The organism is Xanthobacter autotrophicus (assembly GCF_029991245.1).
GTDB lineage: Bacteria > Pseudomonadota > Alphaproteobacteria > Rhizobiales > Xanthobacteraceae > Xanthobacter > Xanthobacter autotrophicus_C.
The window spans coordinates 113,271-138,503 of record NZ_JAIVFO010000001.1 but is presented as its reverse complement, the minus strand read 5'-3'; the positions used below and the strand labels follow the sequence as shown (position 1 = coordinate 138,503).

21 protein-coding genes and 1 tRNA gene are annotated in these 25,233 nt (G+C 67.1%); 13 read left to right on the top strand and 9 right to left on the bottom strand.

Annotated features, from left to right (window positions below):
• Nucleotides 1-18: 18 nt before the first annotated feature.
• The 3 genes from maiA to hmgA all read right to left on the bottom strand — a co-directional run bounded on the left by maiA (nt 19) and on the right by hmgA (nt 3,444).
• Nucleotides 19-654, bottom strand: coding sequence for a maleylacetoacetate isomerase (gene maiA / locus K9U41_RS00575; RefSeq protein ID WP_282638919.1), 636 nt, complete (start codon nt 652-654; stop codon nt 19-21).
• Nucleotides 655-659: 5 nt separating this feature from the next.
• Entirely contained in the window at nt 660-1,976 is a 1,317-nt protein-coding gene (gene fahA / locus K9U41_RS00570) for a fumarylacetoacetase (RefSeq protein ID WP_282638892.1), read from the bottom strand.
• 100 nt (nt 1,977-2,076) lie between these two features.
• Entirely contained in the window at nt 2,077-3,444 is a 1,368-nt protein-coding gene (gene hmgA / locus K9U41_RS00565) for a homogentisate 1,2-dioxygenase (protein WP_282638891.1), read from the bottom strand.
• A gap of 72 nt (nt 3,445-3,516) precedes the next feature.
• Here hmgA and K9U41_RS00560 point away from each other — a divergent pair, with 72 nt between their 5' ends.
• Nucleotides 3,517-3,984 (top strand): MarR family winged helix-turn-helix transcriptional regulator, encoded by a 468-nt coding sequence (locus tag K9U41_RS00560; protein WP_282638890.1) that lies wholly within the window; start codon nt 3,517-3,519, stop codon nt 3,982-3,984.
• A gap of 184 nt (nt 3,985-4,168) precedes the next feature.
• Here K9U41_RS00560 and K9U41_RS00555 read toward each other — a convergent pair whose 3' ends face one another.
• Both K9U41_RS00555 and trxA read right to left on the bottom strand, forming a co-directional pair.
• The gene (locus K9U41_RS00555; RefSeq protein WP_282638889.1) at nt 4,169-5,194 is read right to left on the bottom strand and encodes a diguanylate cyclase domain-containing protein; all 1,026 of its coding nucleotides are present in this window, start codon (nt 5,192-5,194) and stop codon (nt 4,169-4,171) included.
• 195 nt (nt 5,195-5,389) lie between these two features.
• Nucleotides 5,390-5,908, bottom strand: a complete 519-nt coding sequence (gene trxA, locus K9U41_RS00550) for a thioredoxin (RefSeq protein ID WP_282638887.1) — start codon at nt 5,906-5,908, stop codon at nt 5,390-5,392.
• Between the two features lie 259 nt (nt 5,909-6,167).
• Between trxA and K9U41_RS00545 the strand changes: the two genes are divergently transcribed.
• Nucleotides 6,168-9,398 (top strand): multicopper oxidase domain-containing protein, encoded by a 3,231-nt coding sequence (locus K9U41_RS00545; protein WP_282638886.1) that lies wholly within the window; start codon nt 6,168-6,170, stop codon nt 9,396-9,398.
• 15 nt (nt 9,399-9,413) lie between these two features.
• Here K9U41_RS00545 and K9U41_RS00540 read toward each other — a convergent pair whose 3' ends face one another.
• Nucleotides 9,414-9,752, bottom strand: coding sequence for a Rieske (2Fe-2S) protein (locus K9U41_RS00540; protein ID WP_282638885.1), 339 nt, complete (start codon nt 9,750-9,752; stop codon nt 9,414-9,416).
• A 256-nt stretch (nt 9,753-10,008) separates the two neighbouring features.
• On the opposite strand from K9U41_RS00540, the gene K9U41_RS00535 reads away from it, so the two are divergent.
• On the top strand, nt 10,009-10,896 hold the full coding sequence (locus K9U41_RS00535) for an aldose 1-epimerase family protein (protein ID WP_282638884.1): 888 nt from the start codon (nt 10,009-10,011) through the stop codon (nt 10,894-10,896).
• A gap of 142 nt (nt 10,897-11,038) precedes the next feature.
• Here the strand turns inward: K9U41_RS00535 and truA are convergent, their stop codons facing one another.
• The 3 genes from truA to def all read right to left on the bottom strand — a co-directional run bounded on the left by truA (nt 11,039) and on the right by def (nt 13,372).
• Nucleotides 11,039-11,776: a tRNA pseudouridine(38-40) synthase TruA gene (truA, locus tag K9U41_RS00530; protein ID WP_282638883.1), complete on the bottom strand. Its 738-nt coding sequence runs from the start codon at nt 11,774-11,776 to the stop codon at nt 11,039-11,041.
• A gap of 16 nt (nt 11,777-11,792) precedes the next feature.
• A complete protein-coding gene (fmt, locus tag K9U41_RS00525; protein ID WP_282638882.1) occupies nt 11,793-12,716 on the bottom strand; it encodes a methionyl-tRNA formyltransferase in 924 nt (307 codons plus the stop codon).
• Between the two features lie 137 nt (nt 12,717-12,853).
• Entirely contained in the window at nt 12,854-13,372 is a 519-nt protein-coding gene (gene def / locus K9U41_RS00520) for a peptide deformylase (protein ID WP_282638881.1), read from the bottom strand.
• A gap of 80 nt (nt 13,373-13,452) precedes the next feature.
• Between def and K9U41_RS00515 the strand changes: the two genes are divergently transcribed.
• The 10 genes from K9U41_RS00515 (at nt 13,453) to K9U41_RS00470 (ending at nt 25,205) form a co-directional block, all read left to right on the top strand.
• Nucleotides 13,453-14,619, top strand: a complete 1,167-nt coding sequence (locus K9U41_RS00515; RefSeq protein ID WP_282638880.1) for a DNA recombination protein RmuC — start codon at nt 13,453-13,455, stop codon at nt 14,617-14,619.
• Between the two features lie 110 nt (nt 14,620-14,729).
• A complete protein-coding gene (gene mutM / locus K9U41_RS00510; RefSeq protein ID WP_282638879.1) occupies nt 14,730-15,611 on the top strand; it encodes a bifunctional DNA-formamidopyrimidine glycosylase/DNA-(apurinic or apyrimidinic site) lyase in 882 nt (293 codons plus the stop codon).
• Nucleotides 15,612-15,823: 212 nt separating this feature from the next.
• Entirely contained in the window at nt 15,824-16,594 is a 771-nt protein-coding gene (locus tag K9U41_RS00505) for an enoyl-CoA hydratase (protein WP_282638878.1), read from the top strand.
• Nucleotides 16,595-16,806: 212 nt separating this feature from the next.
• Nucleotides 16,807-16,893: transfer RNA gene (locus K9U41_RS00500), tRNA-Leu, on the top strand.
• A 166-nt stretch (nt 16,894-17,059) separates the two neighbouring features.
• Nucleotides 17,060-18,253: a tyrosine-type recombinase/integrase gene (locus K9U41_RS00495; RefSeq protein WP_282638877.1), complete on the top strand. Its 1,194-nt coding sequence runs from the start codon at nt 17,060-17,062 to the stop codon at nt 18,251-18,253.
• Between the two features lie 112 nt (nt 18,254-18,365).
• Entirely contained in the window at nt 18,366-19,061 is a 696-nt protein-coding gene (locus K9U41_RS00490; protein WP_282638876.1) for a hypothetical protein, read from the top strand.
• 131 nt (nt 19,062-19,192) lie between these two features.
• Entirely contained in the window at nt 19,193-19,405 is a 213-nt protein-coding gene (locus tag K9U41_RS00485) for a helix-turn-helix transcriptional regulator (protein WP_282638875.1), read from the top strand.
• Between the two features lie 5 nt (nt 19,406-19,410).
• The gene (locus K9U41_RS00480) at nt 19,411-19,893 is read left to right on the top strand and encodes a helix-turn-helix domain-containing protein (RefSeq protein WP_282638873.1); all 483 of its coding nucleotides are present in this window, start codon (nt 19,411-19,413) and stop codon (nt 19,891-19,893) included.
• A gap of 4 nt (nt 19,894-19,897) precedes the next feature.
• Nucleotides 19,898-21,007, top strand: coding sequence for a tyrosine-type recombinase/integrase (locus tag K9U41_RS00475; protein ID WP_282638872.1), 1,110 nt, complete (start codon nt 19,898-19,900; stop codon nt 21,005-21,007).
• An 85-nt stretch (nt 21,008-21,092) separates the two neighbouring features.
• Nucleotides 21,093-25,205, top strand: coding sequence for an Eco57I restriction-modification methylase domain-containing protein (locus tag K9U41_RS00470; protein WP_282638871.1), 4,113 nt, complete (start codon nt 21,093-21,095; stop codon nt 25,203-25,205).
• Nucleotides 25,206-25,233: the final 28 nt, after the last annotated feature.

The following is a 25,233-nucleotide window of genomic DNA, read 5'->3' as shown; positions in this document are numbered from 1 at the left end:
GGACCGGGGCCTCTGGCATCACTCGGCATCGGCCTGCCGGGCGGGATGGGCAGCGATGAAGGCCGGATGGGCCGCCGCCAGCGCATCGACCCGGAGGATGCGGGGATAGGCCTCCAGCGGGACGTTGAAGCGCCGGGCGGAATAGACCTGCGGGATCAGATAGAGGTCGGCCAGGCCGGGCCTGGGGCCGAAGCAATAGCCGGCGTCGCCGATCAGCTGTTCCACCGCGCGGAAGCCGTCCGTGATCCAGCGGGCGATCCAGGCCGAGACCGCCGCCTCGTCCTGCTTCAGCTCGCGCCGCAGGACGGTGAGGGGCGACACATTGTTGAGCGGGTGGATGTCGCAGCCGATGAGCGCCGCCACCGCGCGCACCTTCGCCCGCGCGATGGAAGCGGCCGGCAGCAGGGCCGGCTCGGGATAGGCCTCCTCCAGATATTCGAGGATGGCGGGGGACTGGGTGAGCACGGTGCCATCATCCAGCACCAGGGCCGGCAGGCGCTGCTGCGGGTTGAGGGCGGCATAGGCCGGGGCGTGCTGCTCGCCGCCGTTTCGCACCAGGTGCACCGGCACCTGTTCCGTCGCGATGCCTTTCAGGGCCAGCGCGGTGCGCACCCGGTAGGCCGAGGTAGAGCGCCAGTAGGTGTAGAGCCGCACGGCGCTCACCCGTGCGCCGGCAGGATGGTGCCCCTGCAGGCGCCGAAGCCGATGGAGACGAAGCCCTCGCGGTCGGCGCGCCCGGTGATGATCACCGTGTCGCCGTCCTCCAGGAAGCGCCGCTCCTCTCCGGATGCCAGGGTGATGGGCGCCTTGCCGCCCTGGGACAGCTCCAGCAGGCTGCCGAAGCTGTCCGGCGTCGGGCCGGAGATGGTGCCGGTGCCGAGCAGGTCGCCGGGCGCGAGGTTGCAGCCTCCGGACGTGTGGTGCGCCACGAACTGGGCGAAGGTCCAGTAGAGGTCGCGGGACGAGCCGCGCGACAGGCGATGGGGCGGCAGGCCCTTCTCCTTGAGCCCCTGTGTCTCGATGAGCACCTCCAGGGTGATGTCGAGGGCACCCTGCGCCTGGTCGGCGGCATCGAGCAGATAGGGCAGGGGGGCGGGATCGCCCTCCGGCCGCGCGGGCTGGGCGATGCGGAAGGGGGCCAGCGCCTCGGGGGTCACCACCCAGGGCGAGATGGTCGACGCGAAGTTCTTGGCGAGGAACGGGCCCAGCGGCTGGTATTCCCAACCCTGCACGTCGCGGGCGGACCAGTCGTTGAGCAGGCAGTAGCCGGCGATGTGGTCGCCGGCGGCGTGGATGGAGATGGGCTCGCCCAAATCGTTGCCCGGCCCGACGAAGAGGCCCAGCTCCAGCTCGTAGTCGAGGTTGCGGGAGGGGCCGAAGGTCGGCTCCGCCTCGTCCGGGCGCTTGCGCTGGCCGTTGGGCCGCCGCACCTCGAAGCCCGAGGGCCGGATGGAGGAGGCCCGCCCGTGATAGCCGATGGGCACGTATTTGTAGTTGGGCAGCAGCGGACTATCGGGCCGGAACAGCTTGCCCACATTGGTGGCGTGGGAGATGCCGGCGTAAAAATCCGTGTAATCGCCGATGGCGGCGGGCAGATGCAGCGTGCAGTCCGCCGCGCGATGCAGCAGCCGGCCGGCGTGGCCTTCCACCGTGGCCCGCTCCGCGCCATGGGCATCCAGAAGCTGGACGAGGCGTGCGCGCAGCGCGGCGCGCGGAACCGGCCCGAGGGCGAAGAAGGCGTTGAGGCTGGCTCCCGCCGCCGCCTCGGCGGCCGTCTTCGCCATGTCCTCGAACAGGTCCAGCTCCAGCGCCGCGTCAAGATCGAGGATGTCATCGCCGATGGCGACGCCCCCGCGCGGGGACCCGCCCGGCGGGCTGAAGACGCCCAGCGGCAGGTTCTGGATGGGAAAATCGGGATGGCCATTGGCCGAGGCCACCCAGCTGGTGCGGGCGGGGTCGTGGGTCGCGTCGATCATGGCAGAGGTCCGGGCAGGGGAGTGCAATGGGGCGCCCGCGCGGGATGTCGTCCCGGCGCGGGGATAGAGGTGAAATCAGCTGCGCAGTATCGGCCTCCCCTCACCACGCATCCTTGCGGGTGGGGTCGAAGCGCTTCTTGAGGCCGGCCCAGCAGCCCACATAATCGGCCTGCAGCTGCGGCACCCCGGCGGCATAGGCGGTGACGCGCTGGGCCACGCGGGTCTCGAACATGAAGGCCAGCGTATTCTCCAGCTTCACCGGCTTCAGCTCGCCGGTGGACGCGTGCTCGAACGCCTGCTCGTCCGGCCCGTGGGGCAGCATGAGATTGTGCAGGGAGAAGCCGCCCGGCTCGAAGCCTTCCGGCTTGGCGTCATAGACGCCGAAGATGAGGCCCATGAATTCGGACATGATGTTGCGGTGATACCACGGCGGGCGGAAGGTATTCTCGGCCACCATCCAGCGCTCGGGGAAGATGACGAAGTCGATATTCGCCGTGCCCGGCGTGCCCGAGGGCGAGGTGAGCACGGTGAAGATGGACGGGTCCGGATGGTCGAAGGCGATGGCGCCCACCGGGGAGAAGGTGCGCAGGTCGTACTTGTAAGGTGCGTAATTGCCGTGCCAGGCCACCACGTCGAGGGGCGACTGGCCGATCTCGGTGACGAACAGCTCGCCGCCCCACTTCACGAACAGCTGCGAGGGCGCCTCCTTGTCCTCATAGGCGGCGACGGGGGTGAGGAAGTCGCGCGGGTTGGCAAGGCAGTTGGCGCCGATGGGGCCACGGTCCGGCAGGGTGAAGGTGGCGCCGTAATTCTCGCACACATAGGCGCGGGCCGGCCCGTCGATCAGCTCCACCTTGAAGATCACGCCGCGCGGGATCAGGCAGATCTCGCCGGGCGCGATGTCGATGACGCCGAACTCGGTGCGAAAGCGCAGCGCCCCCTGCTGCGCCACCACCAGCAATTCGCCGTCGGCATTGAAGAAATAGTCGTTCTCCATGGACGCCGTGACGAAGGCCATGTGGGCCGCCATGCCGCTTTGGCTGTCCGCATCGCCCGCCGTGGTCAGGGTGGCAAGGCCGGTGAGGAAGGTGCGCTTGTCCTGCGGCAGCGGCAGCGCGCTCCAGCGATACTGGCCCAGCGTCAGGTCGCTCTCGTCGCGCGCCATGGGGGCGGTGCGGATCAGGCCCTTGTCCACCCGCCGGTAGCGGCCGGAATGCTTCACCGTGGGGCGGATGCGGTAGAGCCAGGAGCGCTCGTTCACCGCCTGGGGCGCGGTGAAGGGCGAGCCTGAAAGCTGCTCGGCATACAGCCCGTAATTGATCTTTTGCGGCGAGTTGCGGCCGATGGGCAAGGTGCCCTCCAGCGCCTCGGTCTCGAACGAATTGCCGAAGCCGGACATGTAGCCGGGCACGAGCGCGCTCCGGCGCACCGGCGTGCCCGACAGGTGGGGTTGGGGCAGACTGTTCATGGCGACCTCCAAAATTTGCGACCTCCAGAATTTGGTTGCGACCATGACAGTTGAAAATGTAACTAACAAGCCATGACAACGCTCGACAGCACCCTCGACCTCGAACGTTTCCTCCCCTACCGGCTCAACCGCGTGGCCGCCGCGGTGTCGGAGCAGTTGCGGGAGGTCTATGGCCGCAAGTTCGGCCTCACCATTCCCGAATGGCGGGTGCTGGCGACGCTGGCCCAATTGCCCCGCAGCACGGCGCGGGAGGTGGGCCGCCATGCCCGGCTGCACAAGACCAAGGTGAGCCGGGCGGTGCAGGGGCTGGAGGAGCGGCGCTGGCTGTCGCGGGTCGAAAATCCGCAGGACCGCCGGGAGGAGTTCCTGAGCCTCACGCCCTTGGGCCTCACCACCTACCGCGCCATCGTGCCGGACATGAGCGCCTTCGAGGCCCGCCTGTGCGCGGCCCTGGGGCCGGACGACACCCGGGCGGTGCGCCATGTGCTGGACCGGCTGGAAGACGTGCTGGGGCTGGCCGGCGCGCCGCCGCCGGACTGAGCGGGCCGGCTGACGGCGCCGGATCGCGCCCGTGTCCCAGACCGGATCCACGAGGCGCCATGGTCGAGAGGGATGAGCGTCCTAGAGCAATTCCAGCAAAAGCGCGAAGCGGTTTTGCGTCCGCAATTGCGATGAAACAAAGGTTTAGAGCATGTTCGGCGAACCGGTGTTTGCCGAACGGGCTCTAGACGTCCTTGCTGTCCGGCGCCGGGGGGCGAACCGGCTGCCGCCCACCGCGCTTGGCCTCGTACATGGCCCGGTCGGCGGCCTGGAGCAGCACGCGCGGGGTGCGCCCGGCCTGCGGGTGGAGCGCGATGCCGACGCTGACGCTGATGGTCAGCTTGAGATCGCCATCGCCATCATACGGCGCGCCCACATGGGTGATGATCTGCTCCACCACCGGCTCGGCGTCTGCCGCCGTGCGGACGGATTTCAGGATGACGGCGAACTCGTCGCCCCCGAGCCGCGCCAGCGTGTCGCCGTCGCGCAGGCAGGCCTTGAGCCGGCCGGCCACGTTCTGCAACAGGCCGTCGCCGGTGTCGTGGCCGTGAGTGTCGTTGATGACCTTGAACCCGTCCAGATCGAGATAGAGGAGGGCGAACGATCCCCCCTCGTCGACGGCGGCGGAAAGGCATCGCTCGAAGCGCCGGCGGTTCGGCAGCTCGGTGAGCACGTCGTGCTCGGCAAGGTGGGCGATCTGCTCCTGCGCCCGGACGCGCTCGGCAATCTCGCGCTGGAGCTTGAGATTGGCCTCGGCGAGCTGCCCGGTGCGCTCCTGGACCCGCCGCTCCAGCTCTTCGTTGGCGCGCCGCAGCTCGGCGGTGGCGATCGTGCGTTCGGTGATGTCGATGAACAGCGCCACCACGCCCACCTTGCGGGCGGGATTGTCCTTTGAGGGGTGCGACCACAGGGTCGAGGTGATCATGTTGAGCCAAACAAGCTCGCCGTCCCGATAATATCGGATGTCGCGGTTGTGGCAGTTGTCGGCTTCGTAGACGGCGTCCAGCAACGCCTGCGCGAAATCGTCATTGGCCGGATCGTCGAACAGCACGGTTGCAAAGGGGTACTCCCCGGCGCGTGCCGGCGACAGGCCAAGCATCCGTTCCGCCGCTGGGTTGAAGGCCCGCACGTGGCCCCGGCGGTCGAGGGCGAGCGCTCCGCCCTGCATGAATTCGAGGATACGGGTGAAAAGGATATCGGGTTCAACCATGTCACAACTCGGGCGGAGTCGCCGGAGGATATTGGCTATGCCGACGGCGGAAACACAAGGGCGGCGAATAGGAGCAGGCGTGCGGCCGTCCCCATTCTCCTGCTGCCTGGGCGCGCACCTTCGATTGTGCGTCAGCTTGAGCCGGCTCAGCCTACCATCGGCGCCTTGGGCGAGCTGATCTCTCCCTGTCGCGGCTCAGGGGGTTTCCGGCTCGTGAGCCGGCGATGCGGTGTCCTCCTCTGTATCCCGGGCCGTGCCCTCGGTTTGGGACAGGGCGTCGTAGAGCCAGCGGCGCAGGTCGCCGGCAAACATGGCACCGGCGACGCGGGCGACCTCGCGGTGCTCATGGATGAAGCTGAGGGTGGGGATGGTGCTGATCCGGAAATATTCGGCCAGCTCCCGCTCGGCATCGGTGTCCACCTTGGCGAAGCGGACATGGGGCTCGAACTCGGCGGCCAGCGCCTCGAACACCGGGGCCATGCTCTTGCACGGCCCGCACCAGTCGGCCCAGAAGTCGATCACCAGCGGCAGGTCGCTCTGCCCGGTGTGGGCGTTGAAGCGCGCGGCGGTCAGCGCCATGGGCCGGCCGGTGAAAAGCGGTCCTCCGCAGGCGGCGCAGCGGGCGGCCTTGGCATCCTCCGCGGCGGCCAGGGTGGTTACGGCATCGCAGGCGGGGCACGCGATGGCGCGGCCGGCGCGGTCAGGGTGGGGCATGGGATGTGTCATGGCTCCAGCTCGGATCGTCTCGTGTGACATCCATGCTGCCCGGGCTGCAAGAATGGGACCGCGCGAGCCAGCGCTCGCGTCCTGGCCGGGCGCCGGTCGACGGGCAGCAACCGCACCCGCACAGTGAACCGGAGAACGAGCCGGAGATGGGCCTCGGCTCGCCCTGTGGCCGCATGCAGAGCCGTTGCCTCCGCGGCCGTGAGCGGTGCTAAGGTGGCACAAAATACAAAGAGGGCGGGGGAGACGCATGGAACGGACCAACGGCACACGCGGACGTTTTTGCTGGATTCTCGTTGCCCTCGCTGCAATCGCAGGCGCCGCCCAAGGGCCGGCGCAGGCCGACGGGCACAGCCGCGTTTCCCCCGCCTTCGCCGAGCCCGTCACCCTCGCCAGCAAGGATGGCGTGCTCGAAGTGCGGCTGAACGCGCACCAGGGTGCCGCCCGGCTCGACACCGCAGCCGTTCCCGTCAGGAACGCGCTGCTGTTCGGCTATACCCTCGTGCAAGGCACGGCCTCCAACGGCATCGCCTCCGCCAGCGATGTCTATCCCGCGCCGACATTGCAGGTGGCCCCGGGCGAAACCCTCGTCATCCACCTGGAGAACGGGCTGAAGGACCTCACCGTCCGCGATTTCTACGATCCGAACTATGCCGCGCGGGGCGCCGCCGTGCCGCTCCATCCCGCGCCGCTTTCGGAATCGCCCATCAACCTGCACACCCACGGCCTGCACGTGAGCCCCAAGGGCAATTCGGACAATGTGCTGCTGCACATGCCGGCGGGCACCGCGAACACCTACGTCTACCGTATCCCCGCCGAGCATCCGCAGGGCGCCTACTGGTATCATCCGCATTTGCATACGCTGACGGCGCCCCATGTCTATTTCGGCCTGGCGGGCCTGCTCACCATCGGGCGGGCGGACGGCAATCTGCCGGTGGTGACGCGGCAGGCCATCCCCATCCGCACCATGGCGCTGCAGTATAATTTCGTGTTCGACCGGCAGGGGGCGAGCCCGCAGTTCAACAATGCCAACTGGCCGCAATTCGTCAGCACGCTGGAGCCGCCCGCCCCCGGGGCGCTTGCCGCCGGCACCTATCGCCCCGTGCTGGCGCCGGTGAACTTCACGCAGGCCAGGCCCGGTACGACGTTCGCCACCGTGTGGTACGCCGGACCCTTGTCCATCAACAACATGCGCGGGCGCTTCCAGTTCATCCCGAACAGCCTGCAAAGCTTCACCGCCGCCGCCGGCAGCGCCGGCAATGTGCCGGCCGACCCGGCCCAGCCCGATCACCTGCGCGACGTGCAGTTCACCGTGAACGGCCAGTTCCAGCCCACCCTGCGCACCAAGGCGGGGCAGACCGAGATCTGGGTGCTCTCCAACATCAGCGACATCGCCTATGTGAACCTGCGCCTCACCGAGACGGCGACGGGCCGCCACCCGAAGATCGCCATCGTGGGGCAGGACGGCAACCCGAGCCCGGTGGTGCGGTTTCCCGAGGACGAGGACGGCACGCGCCTCCTCATCCCGCCGGCGTCGCGCTTCGCCATCGCCGTGACCATGCCGGAGACCGGCGACCTGGTGCTGGAGATGCCGCCGCTGGGCGGTGGCGCGCGGACGCAGAACGCGCCCGGCATCCTCTATACCGCCAACGGCACCGACAACCCGCCCGCCGTGCTCGGCACCCTCAGCGTGGCGCCTGCTGCGGTGAGCTATTTCGACGGCTTCTTCTTCTTCCCCACCCAGGTGCTGGCGCGGGCGGTGCCGGACGGGGGCCAGGCCAGCGCGAAGGACGCCACGAAGGGCACCACGACACCGTTCCGCGAGGGCGAGCCGCTGGTGGCCGGCGTGCCGTTCGATGACCTCTCGAAGCTGACGCCCGACCTCACCCGCCGCATCCTCATCAATGGCGGCTTCCTCAATGATCTTGCCAGCACGGCCGACCCGAAGAGCTTCATCTATGCCTTCGACAGCGGCGCCTTCCCCAATGTCCCGCTGATCCAGCCGCGCCTCGGCTCGGTGGAGGAGTGGGCCTTCAGCAACGTCAACAACGACGAGCATCCCATCCACGTGCATGTGAACGACTTCCAGCTCGTCGCCATGTCCGACCCCACCGTGGATCTGACGCTCGGGCCGCTGATGCAGGGGCTCGACAACGTCAACGTACCGGCGCCGAACCTTGGCCCGGAGGAGAGCGTGATCCAGCCCGGCACCCTCTCCATCCGCACGCGGTTCCTGGACTATGCCGGCCTGTTCGTCATGCACTGCCATCGCCTCAACCATGAGGACAACGGCCTGATGGCGCTGGTGAACATCATCCCGGCGGTGTCCACCTACGCGGTCGCGCTCCCCGGCGGACCGGGACGGGCGGCCAGCGTCCGCGTGTTCGACAACAACGGCGACCGCCCCATCGCCACCGTCACGCCCTTCCCCGGCTTCGAGGGCACGGTGAGCGTCGCCATGGGCGATGTGGATGGCGACGGCGTCCATGACCTCGTGGTGGGCGCAGGTGCCGGCCGCGCGCCGGAGGTGGTGGTGGTCTCGGGCGCGGCAGCGAAGGGGGCCGTCCCCTTCATCCGGGAACTCGCCCGGTTCCGGGCGTTCGATGCGGGCGCCACGGGGGGAGTCAGCGTCGCCGTCGCCCAGATCGACGGCACGGCGGCGGACAATATCATCGCCGGCTCGGGACCCGGCGCGCGCAGCGAGGTGAAGGTGTTCCGCTCCACCCTGCTGCCGCTGGGGTGGGCGCCGGCCCTGTTCTCCTCCTTCAGCCCCTATGGCGACGACCGCTCCGGCGTCACCCTCAGCACCGGCTTCGTGGATTTTTCCACCGGCCGGCAGAGCATCGTGACCGCGCCCGGTCCCGGCGTGCCGGCGCGGGTGAGGGTGTTCGCCTTCCCGCTGCTGTCGCCCGTCGGCGCCGGAACGGCGGTGGCCCTGTCACCGCCCGCGCCGGCGACGCCGATCCCGGCCGCCCTCGCGCCCTTCGGTGATATCTGCCGGGGCAATGTGGACCGGTTCGAGCCGGTGACCACGGCCGAATTTTCGCCCTTCGGCGATGACTACAAGGGCGGCGTCTCCCTCGCCACCGGCTGGCTGGCCGGGGTCCTGGGCGGCGCCGAGCGGATCGTGGTGGGCCAGCTCGACGGCGGGGCGGTGAAGGTGTTCTCCAGCGGCTCGGCGCTGGATGGCGGGCCGGCCATGTATCTCCACAGCGCCGCCGCGCATCCTCAGGTTGCCTTCGGCGAGATGGCGACGCTGCAGCCGTTCGGGGCGGGCGGGCGCGGCCTGAGCGTTGCCACCACCAGCACCACGGAGGGGGCCGACCTCCTGGTGAGCGCGCCGCCGGACGGGGGGCGCCCGGCGCAGGTCGTCCGCTTCCACATGGCCCGGCCGGACCCGTCGGCGAAGCAGCTCGAGGCCCGCCGCGTCGGCCAAGCCGAGGTGGCAAGCCTCGGCCGGATCACCCTCGGCGGCGATTGACGCCGCGCCTATGGGTCAAGCCGACGCGCGCGCCGGCTTGACCGGTCCCACGTCCACCAGGATCTCGTCGCCCTCGACCCGCAACTCATAGGGGTGGAGCGCATTGCGCACCAGGTGGGTCACGCACTTGCCGCTGGTGCCGTCGAAGCCCCACACGTGGATCGGGCAGGTGACGGTCTGCCCGTTGAAGGTGGCATCGGTCAGCGGCATGTCCGCATGGGGGCAGCGTCCGCGATAGGCCTTCAGCTCGCCGCCCGTCGGCCAGACCAGCAGCACGCTCTTGCGACCGACTTGAAAGAGGCCCATGGCCCCCTCGCTTACGGCACTCGTGGGACAGACAGAGGTGAACGCCATCGGGGTCGCCTTCGCAAAAACCAACGTCTGGCCCGCCACACGCAAGTTGCGGACCACCACAGGCGCTCCGCCACTGGACCGCCAAATGTCGCAAACACGACGTGGCAAAGGCTGCCCTGCGGCGAAACCGGCGACGGCCCGGCGGTGGCAGGCAAGGCGCGGGCCGCGTTTCGGACCCAACCGCGACCAGGGTGCTTTTCGTCATCCTCCGATGGTAGGGATGGCGGCAGGCGCAGGACCCGGAGGGCGCAGGACCATGGCAGGCAAGACGGTGACGCTGAGTTCGAGCGCCCTGTCGGCGGAGATTGCAAGCCTCGGCGCCGAGCTGGTGCGGCTGCGCGACGGCGCCGGCCGCGACCTCCTGTGGCATGGCGATCCGGCGTTCTGGGCGGGCCGGGCGCCGCTGCTGTTTCCCATAGTCGGCCGGCTGCCGGACGATGAGCTGGTCCACGACGGGCAGCGCCATGGCATGAAGCAGCACGGTTTCGCCCGGCGCAGCCTGTTCGATCTGGTGGAGGAGCAGCCCCGGCGCGCCGTGTTCCAGCTGCTGCCGAGCGCTGAGACCCGCGCGCAATATCCCTTCGCCTTCGAACTCGACGTGGCCTACGGGCTCGAGGACGCCACCCTCACCATCGCGGCGACCGTGCGCAATCCCGGATCGGAAAGCCTGCCCGCGAGCTTCGGCTTCCATCCGGCCTTCCTGTGGCCGCTGCCCTATGGCGGCAGCCGGGCCGACCACCGGCTGGTGTTCGAGGCGGCGGAGGCCGAGCCGGTGCACCGGCCGGTCGGGGGCCTTCTTTCGGCTGCGACCGAGCCCAATCCGGCGGCGAGCGGGATCATCGCGCCCGACGACGCCTTGTTTGAACGCGATGCGCTGATCTTCCGGACCGTCCGCTCCCAGCGCATCCGCTTCGGGGTGCCCGGCGCGCCGGGGCTTGAGATCGCCTTTCCGGGCATGCCGCAGCTCGGCCTGTGGTCGAAGCCGGGCGCGCCGTTCCTGTGCATCGAGCCCTGGTACGGCCATGCGACGCCGGAGGCGGACGCGCGGCCCTTCGTCGAGAAGCCCGGGCTCGCGCACATTCCGCCGGGCGGCGCGCAGACGTTCGCCATGGCCATCCGCTGGCTGCCCGACATCGCCCTGTGAATTGAGACAAGAGCACCGGCTATCCGTTCGCCTTGGCTCACGGCAACCGCTCCAGCGTCTTGCCTTGGCGCGCTTTCGTCGCGCGGACCGGCGTCGGCCTTGCTCGCAAACGCTCTAAACTTAAGGAAAGAGCGCGCGTGCTCTAATAGCTGACGGCGGCCAGATAGAGCCCGGCGGCGGGTGCCATGGGGCCGCAGCGGGTGCGGTCGGCGGCCTTGAGGGCGGATTCCAGATCGTCCGCGCTCCAGCGGCCTTCGCCCACCCGCATCAGCGAGCCCACCATGGAGCGCACCTGATGATGCAGGAAGGACCGCGCCGAGGTGACGATGCGGATTTCATCGCCGGAGCGGGAGACATCCAGCTGGTCCAGCGTCTTCAGCGGCGAGGCGGCCTGGCATTCGGCGGCGCGGAAGGTGGAGAAATCGTGCTTGCCCAGCAGCCGCTGGGCCGCAACGTGCATGGCCTGCGCGTCGAGCCTCTGCGGGATGCGCCAGGCCCGGTCGCGGTCGAGGGCGAGGTCCGGCCGCCGGTTGACGATGCGGTAGAGATAGTGCCGCTTGGTGGCGGAGAAGCGGGCATCGAAGCTCGCCGGCACCTCCTCGGCGCTCAGGACGGCGATGGGATGGGGGCGCAGCTGGGCGGTCATGGCGTCGCGCACCGTGTCGCTCCGCCAGTGCCGCGAGAGGTCCACATGGGCCACCTGCCCGGTGGCATGAACCCCCGCATCGGTGCGTCCGGCGCCGGCCACGTGCACCTCCTCGCCGCAGAAGCGGCGGAACGCCTGCGCCAGCGCGCCCTGCACGGTCTCCTGGTCGGCCTGGATCTGCCAGCCGGCATAGGGGGTGCCATCATATTCGATGGTGAGCTTGTAGCGGGGCATGGCGGGCCGGGGCGGCTCAGGCGAGCCGGGTGCCGGGGGGTACGGCGTTTCCGTTGAGAAAGGCCGCTGCCCCCGCCGGCTGCTTGCCGGCCTTCTGCAATTCCACCAGCCGCACTGCACCGGAACCGCAGGCGATGGTGAGGCGGTCGTCCAGCGCCTCGCCGGGCGCGCCCGTGCCGTCCGCGAGGGTCGAGCGCAGCACCTTCACCCGGGCCGCGTCCGGCCCCAGCGGGAACCACGCGCCGGGGAAGGGCGACAGCCCGCGGATGCGATCGTGCACCACCTGCGCCGGCTGCGACCAGTCGATGCGGGTCTCCGCCTTCTCGATCTTGGCCGCATAGGCGACGCCCGCCTCCGGCTGGGGGGTGAAGGCGAGGCCGCCGCGCTCCAGCGCCGCCAGCGCGCGGGCCATCAGGTCGGCCCCCAGCACCATCATGGCGTCGTGGAGTTCGCCCGCCGTCATGTCGGGGCCGATGGCCATGCGCTCCACGAGGCCCACGGGGCCGGTATCGAGGCCTTCCTCCATCTGCATCACGCTCACGCCCGTGGCCTGATCCCCGGCCATGATGGCGCGCTGGATGGGCGCCGCGCCGCGCCAGCGGGGCAGCAGCGAGCCATGCAGGTTGAGGCAGCCGAGGCGCGGGGCCTGAAGGATGGCCGGCGGCAGGATGAGGCCATAGGCCACCACCACCGCCACGTCGGCGTCGTGGGCGGCAAATTCCGCTGCTGCTTCCGGGCTGCGCAGGCTTTTCGGGGTGAGCACCTTCAGGCCGAAGCGCTCGGCCACCTGATGGACCGGGGAGGGGGTGAGATCGAGCCCGCGCCGGCCGGCCGGAGCGGGCGCGCGGCTATAGACCGCCACCACCTCGTGCCCGCGGCCGACGATCTCGGAAAGGGTCGGCACGGCGAACTCCGGCGTTCCCATGAAGACGATGCGCATGCTGCCTGATCCGGGCCGGCGCGGCCTGCCCAGTCCGGTCTGTCAAGTCCGGTCAGGCCCGCGCGGCGGTTGAGCGATGGGACCCGGATGCGACCGCATCGGCGGGGGCGGGAAAGGCGATGCCGCGCGGCGGGGCGTCAGACCTCGTCCTTGTGCCGCGCCAGCTTGGTGAACTTCTTGATCACTCGGTCGCGCTTCAATTTCGAGATGTGGTCGATGAAGAGCACGCCGTTCAGATGGTCGATCTCGTGCTGCACGCAGGTGGCGAACAGCCCGTCCGCCGCCACTTCGCGCACCTGCCCCTCCAGGTCCTGGAAGCGCACGGTGACCCGCGCCGGCCGCTCTACCTCCTCGTAATATTCGGGGATGGAGAGGCAGCCCTCGCTATAGACCGAGGTCTCGTCCGACGTCGCGATGATCTCGGGGTTGATGAGGGCGATGGGCTTCTTGGCCTCGCCCTCGCGCGCGACATCAATGGTGACGACGCGCCTCTGCACGCCCACCTGGATCGCCGCGAGGCCGATGCCCGGCGCGTCGTACATGGTGTCGAACATGTCTTCCACGAGCTTGCGGACCTCGCTGTCGATTTTCTCGACCGATGCCGAGAGGGTGCGCAGCTTGGGCTCGGGGATGATGAGGATGGGTCGCGTCGCCATTCTCGCGAAATAAGCGAAGCTTCGTGTTTGGTCAACATGTTCGCTGTTTGTTCGAATTACGAATCGCGATAGAAGGGGCCATGCGGGAGGCGCTCTTCAGTCTGGCGGGTCACGCCGTCACCCTGGCCGAGGCGGCAGCCTTCGGCGCGGGTTTGCTTGCGCTGCTTGTGTTCATGGTCGGCGTCTCCCTCGTGCGCCAGTCGCGGGCACGGGCCGCGGCGGCCGCCGAGGAGGCGCTGCGGCGCGACGAAATGGACCGTCGCCTGCGCGAACTCATGCGCGTCCAGTCGGAAACCGCGGGCCGGGTGCAGAGCATGACGGAGGTGCTTGCCCACCGGCAGAGCGAGCTTGCCCGCGCGGTCGCAGAGCGGCTGGACGCCACCTCCCACCGCATCGGCGAAACCCTCTCCACCAGCGCCCGCGCCACCCACGAGAGCCTGACCCGCATCGCCGAACGCCTCGTCATGGTGGAGAAGGCGGAGCGCAGCCTCACCGACCTCTCCGCCCAGGTGGTGGCGCTGAAGGACACGCTGGCCAACAAGCAGGCGCGGGGCGCCTTCGGGCAGGCCCGCATGGAGGCCATCGTGGCGGACGGCCTGCCGCGCGGCAGCTTCGCCTTCCAGCACACCCTTTCCAACGGCAAGCGGCCGGACTGCGCCATCTTCCTGCCCGGCGACCCGCGCCCGCTGCTGGTGGATTCGAAATTCCCGCTGGAATCGGTCACCGCCTTCCGCGAGGCGCCCTCGGCCGACATCCGCAAGGCTGCGGGGCAAAGGCTGCGCAACGATCTGCTGAAGCATGTCTACGATGTGGCGGAGCGCTATTTCGTGCCGGGCGAGACCCAGGACGTGGCCCTCATCTTCGTGCCCTCCGAATCGGTCTATGCGGAGATTTCCGAGCATTTCGACGGTGTGGTGCAGGAGGCCTACCGCCTGCGCGTGGTGCTGGTCTCGCCGTCCCTGCTCATGCTGGCGATCCAGGTGGTGCAGGCCATCGCCAAGGATGCCCGCATGCGCGAGGCGGCGGACCGGGTGCGGGCGGAAGTGGCGGCCCTGGTCGTCGACGTGACACGCCTGCGCGAGCGGGTGGGCGATCTCGCCAAGCATTTCGCGCAGGTGGGCGACGACGTGGGCCGCGTCATCGTCTCCGCCGACAAGATCGCCCGTCGCGGCCTGCGGCTGGAGCAGCTCGATTTCGAGACGCCGCCGGGCGGGATGGAGGGAGAGAAGGTCGCTCCCCTCGATTGAGGGGACAACATCAAAACACGCTCTTGCATGGGGGGCCGGTCGGCCCGATCCTACTCGGCCGTGACGATTCGCGCGCCGGTTGCGGCCCGCCCACCGAGTATAAGAAAGACATGCCCGAGTTGCCCGAGGTGGAGACCGTCCGCCGCGGTCTCATGCCCGTCCTGCAGGGCGCCGTGATCGAAAGCGCCGAGGCCCGTCGGCCGGACCTGCGCTGGCCCCTGCCTGAGAACTTCGCCGAGCGCCTGGCCGGGCGCCGGGTCGAGGCCATCGGTCGCCGCGCCAAATATCTCCTCGCCGACCTGGATGGCGGGGAGGTGATGATCCTGCACCTCGGCATGTCGGGGTCCATCCGCATCGAGGGCGCACCGGTGAAGGGCCGGCCCGGCCGCTTCCACCATCCGCGCGCGGCCGGCGGCCCGCACGACCACGTGGTGCTGCACCTGGCCGGCGGCGCCACGGTGACCTTCAACGATCCCAGGCGCTTCGGCGCCATCCTGATCGTCCCCTACGACCAGATCATGTCCCATCCGCTGCTGGCGGGCCTGGGGCCTGAGCCGCTGGGCAACGGCTTCCATGCCGAATATCTCGCCCGCGCCTGCGCCCGCCGCCAGACCGCCCTGAAGGCGGCGCTGCTGGACCAGAAGCTGGTGGCGGGCCTCGGCAACATCTATGTGTGCGAGGCGCTGTTCCGCGCCGGCCTGTCGCCGCGCCGCCTCGCCCACACCCTCGCCACCGCCGATGGCGCGCCCACCCGGAGGGCGGAGCGGCTTGTCACCGCCATCCGCGACGTGCTGCGCGAGGCGATCCACGCCGGCGGCTCCTCCCTGCGCGACCACCGCCAGGTGAATGGCGAGCTTGGCTATTTCCAGCATACCTTCAAGGTCTACGGCCGGGAGGGCCAGCCCTGCCAGACCCTGCACTGCAAGGACACCATCCGCCGCATCGTGCAGAGCGGGCGTTCCACCTTCTACTGCCCCACCTGTCAAAGGTAGCTGCCGCAGGCAACCGGCCAAAGGCAAACTGCCAAAGGCAACCTGCCAAGGGGAGGCAGGCCTGCACGGCACGTGTGCGGGATTGCCTCTTCGCCTTGCCCCCATGACGCGATAGAGCACGGTGACCGCAGGCTTGGTGCCGGACTTGGTGCCGGATTTGGCGTCACGCGGAAGAGGCACCGGCGTCACGCCGGGCGACGAGGAGGAATGGGATGGCATACGAGACGATCCTGGTGGAGCAGCACGACCGCGTGGGGCTCATCCGGCTGAACCGCCCGCAGGCGCTCAACGCGCTCAACGGCCAGCTCATCGGCGAGCTGAACGCGGCGCTGGATGCGTTCGAGCAGGATCGGGGCATCGGCTGCGTGGTGCTCACCGGCTCGGAGAAGGCGTTCGCCGCCGGCGCCGACATCAAGGAGATGCAGGTCTTCTCCTATCCGGCGACCTATCTCGACGATTTCATCACCTCGTGGGAGCGCCTGTCCCGCGCCCGCAAGCCGGTGATCGCGGCGGTGGCGGGCTTTGCGCTGGGCGGCGGCTGCGAGCTGGCCATGATGTGCGACTTCATCCTGGCCGCCGATACGGCGAAGTTCGGCCAGCCCGAGATCAAGCTGGGCGTGATGCCCGGCGCCGGCGGCACCCAGCGCCTGACGCGCTTCGTGGGCAAGTCCAAGGCCATGGAAATGTGCCTCACCGGCCGTCTGATGGATGCCGCCGAGGCCGAGCGTGCGGGCCTGGTTTCCCGCGTGGTGCCGGCCGCCGAACTGCTGGACGAGGCGCTGAAGGTGGCCAAGGCCGTCGCCGGCATGTCCGCAGCCGTGGCCATGCAGACCAAGGAGAGCGTCAACCGCTCCTACGAGACCACGCTGGCCGAGGGCATCCGCTTCGAACGGCGGGTGTTCCAGTCCCAGTTCGGCGTCGCCGACCAGAAGGAGGGCATGGCGGCCTTCATCGAGAAGCGCCCGGCGAAGTTCGAACACTGACGCCAAGGGGCGCGGGACAAGGGGCGGGACACCGGCCGGGTCGCTGATGCTGGCCGGTCGGCGCCGGGCGCGCCACCGGGATGCGGAAGGGCTCCGGGGCTGGCCGACGCGCTTGTTCACACCTTTCGGTCGCGGGGTGCGCGGGTGTTATTGACACGCCCCGCGCCCCCCCTTATGTGAAGGCCCTGCCTGACGGCCACGCGCCGTCCGGGGCCCAGGTGGCGGAATTGGTAGACGCACCAGCTTCAGGTGCTGGCGCTCGCAAGGGCGTGGAGGTTCGAGTCCTCTCCTGGGCACCATTCACCCTTCCGGGTCGGTGCAAAAAGCTCCAAAAAACCTTATAGACGCTCTATTCTCCGGTCCGAGAGGCTCCGGGAGTGTCTGGGGGTATCCGTTGGCAGCCGGCAAATTTGGGGGTACTTTTGGGGGTATCGGAAACGTACCCCCACTGAGGGCGCCCCCCCAATGCCCCTGACCGATACGGCCATCCGCGCGGCGAAGGCCGGCGACAAGCCTTATAAGCTGGCGGACGGCGGTGGCCTCTATCTCCTGGTGAATCCTACCGGCTCGCGTCTCTGGCGGCTGAAGTACCGGATTGAGGGCAAGGAGAAGCTCCTCGCCATTGGGCCATATCCTGAGGTGTCGCTCGCGAAGGCCCGGGAGCGGCGCGATGACGCCAAGAAGGCGATCGTCGATGGTGGCGACCCCTCGGCCCTCAAGAAGCGGGCACGCGAGGAGGCGAAGGCAGCGCCAGTCAACACCTTCCGCGCGGTGGCAGAGGAGCACCTCGCCAAGCTGACCCGTGAGGGGCTTGCCGATATCACGCTGGCGAAGCGGCGTTGGCTGCTAGGCTTCTCATACCCCCATTTCGGCGACCGGGATATCGGCGCAGTCAGCTCCGCCGACGTGCTGGAGGCCCTGCGGGAGATCGAGGCCAAGGGCCACCATGAGACGGCGAGGCGGATGCGGTCCGTCATCGGCTCGATCTTTCGCTACGCCATCGCCACCGCCCGAATCGAGAACGACCCGACCTTCGCCCTGCGCGGCGCCCTGACGACGCCGAAGGTTCAGCACCGATCCGCAGTCACCACCGCGGCCGAACTGGGCAAGCTCCTGAAGGCAATCCACGGCTATCAGGGCCAGCCGGCGACCCGCGCGGCGCTGAGACTTATGCCGGTGCTGTTTCCTCGCCCCGGCGAGCTGCGCGCCGCGCGCTGGACCGAGTTCGACCTCGACAAGGCGGTTTGGTCCATCCCTGCCGAACGCATGAAAATGCGCCGGCCCCACCGCATCCCGCTTCCGCCGCAGGCGGTAGCCATTCTGCGCGACCTTTATGCGGTCACGGCCGAGGAGGATTTCGCCTTTCCCTGCATCGGCGCGGCGAAGAAGCCGATCAGCGAGAATACCCTGAACTTTGCCCTGCGCCGCCTGGGCTTCGGTCCGGACATCGCCACCGCCCACGGGTTCCGCGCCTCCGCCTCGACGCTCCTCAACGAAAGCGGCCTGTGGAATCCGGATGCCATCGAGCGCCAGCTCGCCCATGCCGAGAACAATGAAGTGCGCCGCGCCTATCTGCGGGGCGAGCATTGGGAGGAGCGGGTGCGGATGATGGCATGGTGGGCGGATCATCTGGACGGGCTGCGGGAGGCTGCGGACTGAATCCAATCCGCAGCTCTGATTGATCCGGGTTGTGCATCGTGCCGCTGGACAGCGTTGGACTTGCCGCGCGTTAGACGGAAACTATGCCAGCGAATCAACTGGCGGTACGGCTATGTCCGATCTGGAGCGTTGGCGCCTCGTAAAGCAGTTCACCGTCTATCAAGCAGCTCTTCTGAGCCACGGCTATGATCCCGCGCTCCTCCATGGCACGGCATTTGGGCGGTGGCCCTTGGCGATTCAGCGCATCACACTGCCAGTCATTCACGCTTTGCAACACGCAGTTATTGATAACGAAATTCCGCTGATGCGAGAGGTCTATCACAACAGCTCATTCAATAACGATATAGATTTTGATGAAAGTTTAATTCACAGTAAGCATATAATTCATTGGTATGCAGCTGCGGGAAATTTCGATCAGTTCTTTAGAATTAAGCCTGTACCTGCTTGTGATTTCGATGATCGGCGCGGTCCATTCTATGCCCCGAAGCTCGCCGCTGCGAATGCTGCATGGCGTGCTGTGACCGCCGACCCGAAGCGCCTGCGGGGCAAATCAGTGAAGCAGGCGTTGCAGGAGTGGCTTGAAGAGCACGCCGCCGAATACGGGCTTCTCCACAAGGGCAAGCCGAACGCCACCGGCATCGAGGATATTGCCAAGGTCGCGAACTGGCGGCCCAACGGTGGCGCTCCGGCTACCCCGGAGGATGCGCCAGAACCTTCAGGTGGGTTTGGTCAAACCGGCCCCCTGGTTCAGGAAAACCCCTACTCTGGTTCGTTCCGTTCCGACCTTGACGACGAGATACCTTTCTAGGTGACTTGGGGTATCTCTCGGCCCGATTAATGGGCTGATCAGCCTACGTTTTTTCAAATTCGCCCAGCTATTTTACCGTCCGCGTCGCGCCCATCCTTCCGTCCATATCCACTCGGACCCGGATGGAACCGATGAGCGCGAACGACACGACGACCCGCCCCTCTCTCCTGCGCCTTGAGGCCGTGAAGGCCCGCACCTGCCTCAGCCGTAGCACCATCTACGCCTATATGCGGGAGGGACGTTTCCCCCAGCCCGTGGCCCTCACCGAGCGGTGCGTCGCCTGGATCGAGGCCGAGATCGACGGCTGGATTGCCGATCGCATCGCCACGGGGCGGCGGGGGTGAAGGGGATGCGCGCCCGCAAGCCGCGCCGGTGCTCGCCGCAGAGGGTGAAGCAGGGCACCACCTATGAGGTGGCCGAGATCGCCAAGCTCCTCGGCATCCACCGTAACACCGTGCGGCGGTGGCTGAAGGAGGGGCTGGCGGCGATCGACGACCGGCGCCCCCTGCTGATCCACGGCACGGCCCTGAAGGCCTTCCTTGCCAAGCGGCGGGAGAATCGGCGCCAGACATGCCGCCCCGGCGAGTTCTATTGCTTCCGCTGCCGGGTGCCGCGCGCGCCGTGGGGCGGGACGGCGGACCTGTCTTTCCGCAATGAGAAGGTCGCTCGCCTCGCCGCCCTCTGCGCCTGCTGCGGAACGCCCATGCACCGTACGGTGCGCCGGGCCGACCTGCCAGCCCTCAGCTGCCTGATCGATCTGCACACGCTGGCCCCGGAACGAATGAAGGGTTGTTCCGACCCCAGTGCAAACCGTGCTTTCGAGGAGGTGTGACGCGATGACGAGATTGAACCCGTCCAATGAGCGCCTAAAGAGGGACTATATTCGCTATCTCAAGGAAGCCAAGGGCAAGAGCGAGGCGACGCTCGATGCCGTGCGCAAGGCCCTCGCCCGCTATGAGGCGTACACGGCCGCAAAGGACTTCAAGACCTTCCGGCGCGAGCAGGCCATGGGCTTCAAGGCGCGGCTGGCCGAGACCGAGGGTATGCGCACCGGCGAGGCCCTGAGCGCCTCGACGCAGGCGACGACGCTGACCGCGTTGAAAGACTTCTTCACCTGGCTGTCGTGGCAGCCGGGCTTCAAGTCCAAGGTCCACATGGCGGACATCGACTATCTGTCGCCCTCGAACAAGGATGCGGCTCGCGCCAAGGCGGCCAAGCTCCGCCCTTTCCCCAGCCTCGATCAGGTGCGCGCCACCGTCGCCGCGATGCCGGGGGAGACCGTGATTGACCGGCGCAATCGCGCCCTTGTCGCCTTCACGCTCCTGACCGGCATCCGCGACCGGGCGCTGGTTTCACTGTCCCTTGGCCATGTGGACACGTCCGGCAAGACCCCGGTGGTGGCGCAGGACCCGAACAGCGTCGAGACCAAGTTCGCGAAGGCCATCGTCACCTATTTCTTCCCTGTGGGCGACGACCTCGCCGCCATCGCGCTCGCCTGGATCGAGGAATTGCGCAAGGTCCACCTGTTCGGCCCGGCCGACCCGCTCTTTCCCCGCACCCGCATGGGCCTTGGCGACGATGGCGGCTTCGCGCCGGTGGGTGTCGAGCGGGAACACTGGAGCAATGCCTCGCCCGTGCGGGAGATTTTTCGCAGGGCCTTCGAGCGCGCGGGCCTGCCCTATTTCCCGCCCCACTCCTTCCGCCATACTCTCGGCCATCTGGCACAAACCATGTGCCGAACCCCGGAAGAGCTGAAGGCCTGGAGCCAGAACCTCGGCCACGAGAACATCGCCACCACGCTCACCTCATATGGCCGAATCGATCCCCACCGGCAGGGCGAGGTAATGGGGCGGATGGGCGCGCAAACCTGCGGCGGAGACGATGATACATTGGCGCAGATTGGCGCCTTGCTCGCCCGACGGAAAGGTAGCGATTTGGTCGCTTAGGTTCAGGCCTTGATTGAGAAATGTTGGAGGCACCGGACCGATAATGCGCTTTGCCGGGGGGGGCTCTGGGGGTATTGAGCGGAGGATGCAGGGGGAAACCTTGTCCGATTCGGCTTCGTTCATTTCTGGCTCGCTGTTCACGACCGACTACCTCGCGGACGCGATCAGGCATACTGAAGCCTATCGCTCCGTCGACGCTGCCAGCCTTCGCGCCCGTTTGGCCGAAATCGCTGCTCCGTTTCCCAAGAGCACCCGAACCAACGAAAGCCAGACCGAAGATGACTTCATTTGGCCCGTGCTCGGGGCGCTTGGCTGGTCCGAAAGTCTACGCCAGCAGAATCTGACCGCCGGCGGCCGCGATGATGTACCGGACGGGCTGTTGTTCGCCGACGCCGCATCGAAGGTGGCGGCCAACGCACAGGCCGAGCAATGGCGACGCTATGCCCATGGCCTCGGCGTCGTCGAGTGCAAGCGGTGGGCTCGGCCCCTTGACCGCGCATCGGGTAAGGATGAGACCACTGCACCATCAACTCAGATGTTGCGATATTTGCGGCGCATCGACGACTTGACCGGTGGCCGTCTGCGTTGGGGTATCCTTACCAACGGCTCGCGGTGGCGGCTCTATTGGGCTGGTGCGCGTTCGGTGTCGGAACAGTTTCTGGAAATCGACCTATCTCGTGTTCTCGCCCTCGACGGTGCTGACCTCTTCGCTGGCGACGCGGACCGCGAGCATTGGCTGCGCGTGTTTGCCGTCCTGTTTTCGCGTGAAGCGTTCCTCGGCACAGGCGTCGATCGGCGAACCTTCCACGAGCGCGCCCGCGCCGATGCGGCCTTCTATGAGGAGAAGGTCGCATCTAGCCTGTCGGAACTGGTGTTTACCATCGTCTTCCCCGGCCTTGCCAGCGCCATCGCCGGGGCGGCCCCCGAAGCACCCTTAGCCGAGGTTCGCGATACGGCGTTGGTGCTGCTCTATCGGCTCCTGTTCCTGCTCTACGCTGAAGACCGTGCGCTGCTGCCGGTGAACGACAAGCGCTATGATGACTATGCCTTGCGCAACTTGCGGCTCGACGTAGGCAGGCGTGTGTCGAATGGTGACACCTTCTCCACCAGCGCGGAGCGTATTTTCGGGCATGTGGCGGACCTGGCGCGCATCATCGACCGGGGCGATACGAGCGTCGGGATTCCGCCCTACAACGGCGGCCTGTTCGCCACCGACGGGACGCCGCTTCTCGCGCGGGTGCGCATCGGCGATGCCGTCATGGCTGGCGCCCTCGATGCCCTTTCCTTTGAGCGTTCCACCGGAGAAAGGCGATATATCAATTATCGCGATCTATCGGTGCAGCAGCTTGGCTCAATCTATGAGCGATTGCTGGAGTTCGAACTGGTCCGTGGCGATGACGGCACGCTCTCGGTGCGCCCAAATATTTTTGCCCGCAAGAATAGCGGAAGTTATTACACGCCGGACGACCTCGTGGGGCTGATTCTCGCCGAGACACTGGAGCCACTCATTTCGGAGCGGCTTGGCGCGTTCCATGCGGCGCTTGCTGAACTCGACCCCGAAGAATCCGAAGCGGTGCGCCGCCGCGAACTGCGTGAGGTGGACCCGGCCGAGGCCATCCTGCGGCTGCGCATCTGCGACCCCGCCATGGGCTCCGGTCACTTCCTGGTGAGCCTCGTGGATATGTTGGCCGACCATGTGCTCGATGCCATGGCTGAGGCGGCAGCGCAGGGACGGGAGCTTGGCTATGTTTCGCCGCTGGCGGAAAAGATCGAGGATATTCGCACTACCATTCTGCGTAACGCCCGCGCGGCGAAATGGGCAATCGACGAAGCCCAGCTCGACGACCGGCATATCGTCCGGCGCATGGTCCTTAAGCGCTGCATCTATGGGGTGGACAAGAACCCCATGGCGGTGGAATTGGCGAAGGTTGCCCTTTGGCTCCACACCTTCACCGTGGGTGCGCCTCTCTCCTTCGTCGACCATCATCTGCGCGCAGGCGATAGTTTATTCGGTTTGTGGGTGCGCGACGCCATCGACAAGGCGGCGGCCTGGGGCGGCGGTGAACTGCTCTATGTCAAGGAATTGAAGGAGGCCCAGTCAGCTGCCGCCGCCATGCAACTGATCGAGCGCGCGGTAGACGTTGAAATTGCCGAGGCCCACCAGTCCGCCGCTACCTTCTTCGGCATTAAGGCACAGGTTGCCCCGCTCGATGCCTTCGTTTCCTTGCTCCACGCACTTGACTGGCTGGACCTGAAGGCGCGCGAAGACAAGGCGGCGGTGCGGGCGTGGCTCGACGGCCAGTTCGGCAATCCCATAGATATAGCTACTGGTCGGGCGCAGCCGCTACTCGATCGCGCGCGACGCGAGGAGGGAGAACGCTTTTCTGCCATTCTGGAGCGCGCCCGCGGGCTAATCGCCGAGGAGCGCTTCTTGAACTGGCAGATTGCCTTTCCCGGAGTGTGGTCAAACTGGGAAAAAAGGGAGCGCGAGGGCGGCTTTGACGCGGTGGTAGGGAACCCGCCTTGGGACCGCATCAAACTCCAGCAAGTGGAATGGTTCGCCGCTCGTAAGCCGGAGATTGCGTTGGCGCAACGGGCTTCCGACCGTGCGCGCATGATCGCGGCTCTGAAGGCTGAGGGTGATCCGCTCCACGACGCCTTCCTCCACGCCGACGCCCGTGCGGCCGACACTTTGCGCCTGGCACGCACAACGGGGCATTATCCGCTGCTTAGCCGCGGCGATCTGAATCTCTACAGCCTGTTTGTTGAGCGCGCCCATGCACTCGTGAAGCTGGACGGCATGGTGGGGCTTCTGACACCTAGCGGCATCGCGTCCGATCTTTCGGCTAGTGCCTTCTTCAGCAAAATTGCCACGGGCGGTCATCTGAAGACGCTCTTTGATTTCGAGAACCGCCGGACGCGCTACCGTCTTACGCCCTTTTTTCCAGATGTGGATGGCCGGTTCAAATTTTGCGCGTTGATAGCAAGCCCTGGACGGAAATTTGTAGATGCAAGGTGCGGCTTTTTTCTTCAGTCGGTGGCGGAGATCCACGACCCGGACCGCGCTTTCTCTGTAGCGGCGGAGGATTTTGCTCGCGTAAATCCCAATACTGGCACGGCGCCGATTTTCCGGACCCGCCGAGATATGGCACTTACTACCGCTATATATGCCCGCCTGCCGGTACTGGTGGATCGCTCGGGCGGGGCGCCTGTGGCGGCATGGCCTGTGCGCTATGTGCGCATGTTCGATATGACCAACGATAGCCACTTGTTCCGCACGCGCGACGAACTGGAGGAGAAAGAAGGCGCCTGGCCTATTGGAGCTAACCGTTTCCAGACGGCAACTGGAGAATGGGTGCCGCTTTACGAGGGCAAGATGGTGCAAGCGTTCGATCACCGCGCGGCGTCGGTGGTGGTCAATCGCGGCAACCTTAATCGCCCGGCCCAGCCACTTCCCGCGACGGACGAACAGCACGTCGATCCCGATTGGCTTGCCGATCCACAATTCTGGATTCAGCCGCCTGTCGGGCTGGCGCAAGCGCCTTATGCGCTTGGTTTCAAGGACGTAACATCGCCAACGAATGTGCGTTCGATGATTGCTGCGGTTATTCCCTCAGGCGCGGCCGGCAATACTCTGCCGCTGATCGAACTCGATCCTGATGCGGAGAAGAAGGACCCGGCCCGGCTCCCGCTGCTGACTGCAAATCTCAATACCGTGCCCTTCGATTTCATTGCCCGCCAGAAGGTACAGGGCCAGCATCTCAATTGGTTTATCGTCGAGCAGCTACCCATCGTTCCACCTGCCGGCTATGCTCGCGCCTTCGGCCCGAAAACCGCCGCCGCCATCGTGCGCGAGGTGGTACTGGAATTAACCTATACCGCCCACGACATGGCGCCCTTTGCGCGCGACATGGGCCATGTGGATGCGTCAGGCGTCGTGCTGCCCCCCTTCATGTGGGACGAGAACCGCCGTCTCAAGCTGCGCGCCAAGCTCGATGCGCTTTATTTCGTCCTCTACGGTGTGTTTGATCCCGCTGCCCCAGCGCAAAGCCGCGACGATATCCGATATATTTTCTCTACGTTCCCTATCTTGGAGCGGGAGGAGATGGCAAAATTCGGTCAATATCGCAGCCGTGATCTGACGTTGGCCTGGATAAATGCGCTCATGGCAGGGCAGCCGGACGTGGAAATAGAATAATTACTTCGTTAGAGAAAGGGTAGTACTT

What these genes read in the sequence shown, in the direction of transcription:
- K9U41_RS00540 (WP_282638885.1), bottom strand. Translation starts at nt 9,752, where the DNA reads ATGGCGTTCACCTCTGTCTGTCCCACGAGTGCCGTAAGCGAGGGGGCC.
- K9U41_RS00555 (WP_282638889.1), bottom strand. Translation starts at nt 5,194, where the DNA reads ATGGTTGAACCCGATATCCTTTTCACCCGTATCCTCGAATTCATGCAG.
- K9U41_RS00560 (WP_282638890.1), top strand. Translation starts at nt 3,517, where the DNA reads ATGACAACGCTCGACAGCACCCTCGACCTCGAACGTTTCCTCCCCTAC.
- K9U41_RS00475 (WP_282638872.1), top strand. Translation starts at nt 19,898, where the DNA reads ATGACGAGATTGAACCCGTCCAATGAGCGCCTAAAGAGGGACTATATT.
- K9U41_RS00490 (WP_282638876.1), top strand. Translation starts at nt 18,366, where the DNA reads ATGTCCGATCTGGAGCGTTGGCGCCTCGTAAAGCAGTTCACCGTCTAT.
- trxA (WP_282638887.1), bottom strand. Translation starts at nt 5,908, where the DNA reads ATGCCCCACCCTGACCGCGCCGGCCGCGCCATCGCGTGCCCCGCCTGC.
- K9U41_RS00535 (WP_282638884.1), top strand. Translation starts at nt 10,009, where the DNA reads ATGGCAGGCAAGACGGTGACGCTGAGTTCGAGCGCCCTGTCGGCGGAG.
- K9U41_RS00515 (WP_282638880.1), top strand. Translation starts at nt 13,453, where the DNA reads ATGCGGGAGGCGCTCTTCAGTCTGGCGGGTCACGCCGTCACCCTGGCC.
- fahA (WP_282638892.1), bottom strand. Translation starts at nt 1,976, where the DNA reads ATGATCGACGCGACCCACGACCCCGCCCGCACCAGCTGGGTGGCCTCG.
- hmgA (WP_282638891.1), bottom strand. Translation starts at nt 3,444, where the DNA reads ATGAACAGTCTGCCCCAACCCCACCTGTCGGGCACGCCGGTGCGCCGG.
- K9U41_RS00480 (WP_282638873.1), top strand. Translation starts at nt 19,411, where the DNA reads ATGCGCGCCCGCAAGCCGCGCCGGTGCTCGCCGCAGAGGGTGAAGCAG.
- K9U41_RS00485 (WP_282638875.1), top strand. Translation starts at nt 19,193, where the DNA reads ATGAGCGCGAACGACACGACGACCCGCCCCTCTCTCCTGCGCCTTGAG.
- def (WP_282638881.1), bottom strand. Translation starts at nt 13,372, where the DNA reads ATGGCGACGCGACCCATCCTCATCATCCCCGAGCCCAAGCTGCGCACC.
- K9U41_RS00505 (WP_282638878.1), top strand. Translation starts at nt 15,824, where the DNA reads ATGGCATACGAGACGATCCTGGTGGAGCAGCACGACCGCGTGGGGCTC.
- K9U41_RS00495 (WP_282638877.1), top strand. Translation starts at nt 17,060, where the DNA reads ATGCCCCTGACCGATACGGCCATCCGCGCGGCGAAGGCCGGCGACAAG.
- fmt (WP_282638882.1), bottom strand. Translation starts at nt 12,716, where the DNA reads ATGCGCATCGTCTTCATGGGAACGCCGGAGTTCGCCGTGCCGACCCTT.
- K9U41_RS00545 (WP_282638886.1), top strand. Translation starts at nt 6,168, where the DNA reads ATGGAACGGACCAACGGCACACGCGGACGTTTTTGCTGGATTCTCGTT.
- truA (WP_282638883.1), bottom strand. Translation starts at nt 11,776, where the DNA reads ATGCCCCGCTACAAGCTCACCATCGAATATGATGGCACCCCCTATGCC.
- K9U41_RS00470 (WP_282638871.1), top strand. Translation starts at nt 21,093, where the DNA reads ATGCAGGGGGAAACCTTGTCCGATTCGGCTTCGTTCATTTCTGGCTCG.
- mutM (WP_282638879.1), top strand. Translation starts at nt 14,730, where the DNA reads ATGCCCGAGTTGCCCGAGGTGGAGACCGTCCGCCGCGGTCTCATGCCC.